This window comes from Cupriavidus sp. SK-3 (assembly GCF_000611145.1).
Classification (GTDB): domain Bacteria; phylum Pseudomonadota; class Gammaproteobacteria; order Burkholderiales; family Burkholderiaceae; genus Cupriavidus.
The window spans coordinates 1-3423 of the sequence record NZ_JFJV02000112.1 but is presented as its reverse complement, the minus strand read 5'-3'; the positions used below and the strand labels follow the sequence as shown (position 1 = coordinate 3423).

The following is a 3423-nucleotide window of genomic DNA, read 5'->3' as shown; positions in this document are numbered from 1 at the left end:
GGGGGGCCGCCGTTGTGAGGAGCTCGATCATGGAGCATTCCACCCATCAAGTTTCAAGCCGCCTTCCGTTGGAGCAGGTCATTGCCGGTGCCGTGGGCGAACTGGAAAGGCTTCACTACAGCAGACGATCGCTGGGGCGCTATCGCGTAGTCTGGCGACATCTCATCGTGTTTTGTCACGAGATGAGCCTGGGAGATGCGTACTCACAGATGCTGGCGAAACAGTTTTGCACCGCGTATCAGATGCGTGAGGGTGAACGCCTAAACTCACGCCAGGGGTGGCGACGGCATATCGTGTTTGCCCTCAAGGTTCTGGAGGACTTTGCGCATGACGGGCACATTGAACGCACCGTCACCGACATGCAGAAGATACAGGTCCCGGCGCCCATGAGCACGACATTGCGTGACTATGAACTGTACTGCCGGGATCGCCTTCATCTTCGCCCAACGACCCTTCGCGAGCGGATGCGTGAGATCGCGATATTCGCGGATTTCCTTGGTTCAAGGAACATCACGTTTTTTGATCAGATACAGCCGCCCGATCTCTGCGCCTTTGTGACCTCGCAACATCGCCTGGTGGCCAAGTCCGTCTCGCGAATCGTTTCCGATGTGCGCGGCTTTCTGCGGTTTCTTCTGCTGCGAGGACTTCTGCAGCAGGATCTCAGCCATGTATTGCCAGTAGTCCACGTTCCCCGAGATGCGACTGTTCCATCGGTCTGGGACCCGGAACTCGTGACTAGGCTGCTCGAAGTCGTTGATAGAACCTCGCCCAAAGGAAAGCGCGATTACGCGATCCTTCTGCTGGCCTGTCGCCTTGGATTGCGAGCGAGCGACATTCGGACACTATCCCTCGACGATCTGAAATGGGATACAGCCACCATAGAGATTAAGCAGTCGAAGACCCTAGCACCTCTTTGCTTGCCACTAACGGAAGAAGTTGGCGAAGCACTGATTGAGTATCTGAGATTGGCCCGTCCTCAATCGGGTCATCGAGAAGTGTTCCTCACATTGAATGCGCCTTTCCAACCCTTCTGTGAGACAGATAACCTGTATCACGTCGTCGAGAGTTGGAAGGCCCGTGCCGGTATTCGCTTCCGGACTCCACAACGTCACGGATTGCACTCGCTACGCCACACTCTCGCGACGCGACTGCTCCATGAACAGACGCCGTTTCAAGTCATCAGCGACATCCTGGGGCACGCGTCGACGGCGTCGACGTTGATCTACGCCAAGACCAACGTGGAAGCGCTGCGCACGGCCGCGCTGAACACCGAGGAGATGCGCCATGACGAGTAGATCATTCAAGGGACGGTTCCGAAGCGCTGTCGGCTCGCTCATGGAACAGTTTGTCCAGGAGAGACGGGCGTGTGGTTACCGATATGATGAGCCCGCCCGATTGCTGGCGCGCTTTGATCGCTTTCTGTGCGATGAAGGACTATCGCAATGCGAGCTACCGCGCTCGATTAGTCGCAAGTGGCTCTCCAAACAGCCCCACGAGTGTAGGGGCACCCACGATCATCGCATCTGTGCGGTTCGCCAATTCGCCCTATTCATGTGCCGGCAGGGATATTCCGCTGACGTGCCAGCTCGATCTCTGACAGTAAGAAATGCAGATGGTTTCTCGCCACGCATCCTGACCCACGCCGAGATCAACCGGTTGCTCCACGCGGCCGACCAGCTCGTGCCGACCGCGCGATCGCCAATGCGCCATCTCATCATGCCGGAAGTATTCCGGCTACTGTATGGCTGTGGGCTGCGTCTTGGCGAGGTGCTGCACCTTCGCGTGGCCGATGTGGACCTTGACCGGGGTATCCTGACGGTGCGTGAGGCCAAATTCGGGAAGGACCGCCTCGTGCCTCCAGCCTTGCCGCTGGTGCAGCGCCTTCGCAGGTATGCGGGAATCATGGGGGACCGGTCGCCCGAAGCGTACTTCTTTCCTTCACCGTCCGACGGACCGTACAGTCTCGAAGCGGTCTACTGGGTATTCCGGGACCTCCTGTTGCGCTCCGGAATCACGCACGGCGGCAGAGGCAAAGGGCCGCGCGTACATGATGTGAGGCACACATTTGCCGCACATGCCTTGCTGCGCTGGTGCCGCGAGGGGGCTGACCTCGATGCAAAGCTCCCGGTACTGGCGACCTACATGGGACATCGGTCTCTTGTCGGAACGCAGCGCTACCTGCACCTGATAGCTGAACTGTTTCCGGAGATCACGGCGCGCACCAGCGCCGTCTTCGGTGATGTCATCCCGCGGAGGAATGGATCATGAAACCAACGGACTTCTCCATGCTCCTGACCGACTTCCTGACGCATCATCTGGCCGCACAGCGCAACCTAAGCCCCAACACGATCAAGGCTTATCGCGACGTCTTCACCCTGCTGCTGCGATTCTGTCGCGACGTGCGAGGAATCGCACTGGAGCGTCTGTCTCTGGCACAGATCGACGTACCCCTTGTTGAGGCATTCCTTGATCACCTGGTAACCGACCGGCACGTTTCTGTCAGCACGCAGAATCATCGCCTCGCGGCGTTACACGCGTTCTTCCGCTACGTACAGTCGGAAGTGCCCGAGCAACTGTTGCAATGCCAGCAGGTCCTCGCCATTCCGCTGCGGCGACAGCCGCGCCCCAGCGTCGATTATCTCTCCAAGGAATACCTTGCACAGCTTCTCGCTCAACCGGATCTGCGTACGTCTGAGGGCCGCCGAGATGCAGTAATGTTAAGCGTACTCTATGACACCGGCGCCCGGGTACAGGAGTTGATTGACCTGAACGCTGGCGACGTGCGCCTGGATCCTCCGTCGCAGGTACGACTCATGGGAAAGGGTCGAAAGCTACGCGCCGTGCCCCTGATGGACTCGACTGTCGAACTGCTGCGCCAGTATCGACGCGATAACAACCTCGATCGCCCTGAACAGACCGACAAGCCACTCTTCCAGAACCGGCAAGGCACACGGTTATCGCGCTCGGGTGTGCGGTATCTTCTCGAAAAGTATGTGATTCCTATACGACGAAGTCACCCCGAGTTTACGCAGCGGGTGAGTCCCCACAGCCTGCGGCACACAAAGGGAATGCACCTGCTGCAAAGTGGCGTCCCGCTCGAGATCATCCGCGACTTCCTGGGTCACGTCGATGTGAAGACTACCGAGATCTATGCTCGCGCAAATCTTGAGATGAAGCGCAAAGCGCTCGAGAAAGTCAGTGACGGTGCGCCGCTTCCAAAGTTCCCATCGTGGCAGCAGAACAAAACGCTGCTCGAATGGCTCCATTCGCTGTAGGACCGAGGAGGTTACGCACGCCGTTTGTTGGTTGCGGGCCTCCACATCCTGTCCAAACTTTTATGTACAGTTCCTACGACCGAGAACCTTTGCCTATCGCGAGTGGGATTTGAGACTGCGCATAAAACCTTTCGGCCGGTAATAGATT

3 protein-coding genes are annotated in these 3423 nt (G+C 58.0%); all 3 read left to right on the top strand.

The window, feature by feature from the left end:
* Nucleotides 1-29 precede the first annotated feature (29 nt).
* Genes CF70_RS12025 through CF70_RS12015 form a run of 3 tightly spaced genes read left to right on the top strand, consistent with a single transcriptional unit; the run spans nt 30 to nt 3275 of the window.
* Nucleotides 30-1295, top strand: a complete 1266-nt coding sequence (locus tag CF70_RS12025) for a site-specific integrase (RefSeq protein WP_035864572.1) — start codon at nt 30-32, stop codon at nt 1293-1295.
* Between the two features lie 40 nt (nt 1296-1335).
* Complete coding sequence (locus CF70_RS12020) at nt 1336-2268, top strand: tyrosine-type recombinase/integrase (RefSeq protein WP_235185012.1); 933 nt, start codon at nt 1336-1338, stop codon at nt 2266-2268.
* Entirely contained in the window at nt 2265-3275 is a 1011-nt protein-coding gene (locus CF70_RS12015) for a site-specific integrase (RefSeq protein ID WP_035864567.1), read from the top strand. The genes CF70_RS12020 and CF70_RS12015 overlap by 4 nt, the downstream gene beginning before the upstream one ends.
* Nucleotides 3276-3423: the final 148 nt, after the last annotated feature.

Coding starts and splice junctions, on each gene's coding strand:
- CF70_RS12025 (WP_035864572.1), top strand. CDS start 30: ATGGAGCATTCCACCCATCAAGTTTCAAGCCGCCTTCCGTTGGAGCAG.
- CF70_RS12015 (WP_035864567.1), top strand. CDS start 2,265: ATGAAACCAACGGACTTCTCCATGCTCCTGACCGACTTCCTGACGCAT.
- CF70_RS12020 (WP_235185012.1), top strand. CDS start 1,336: ATGGAACAGTTTGTCCAGGAGAGACGGGCGTGTGGTTACCGATATGAT.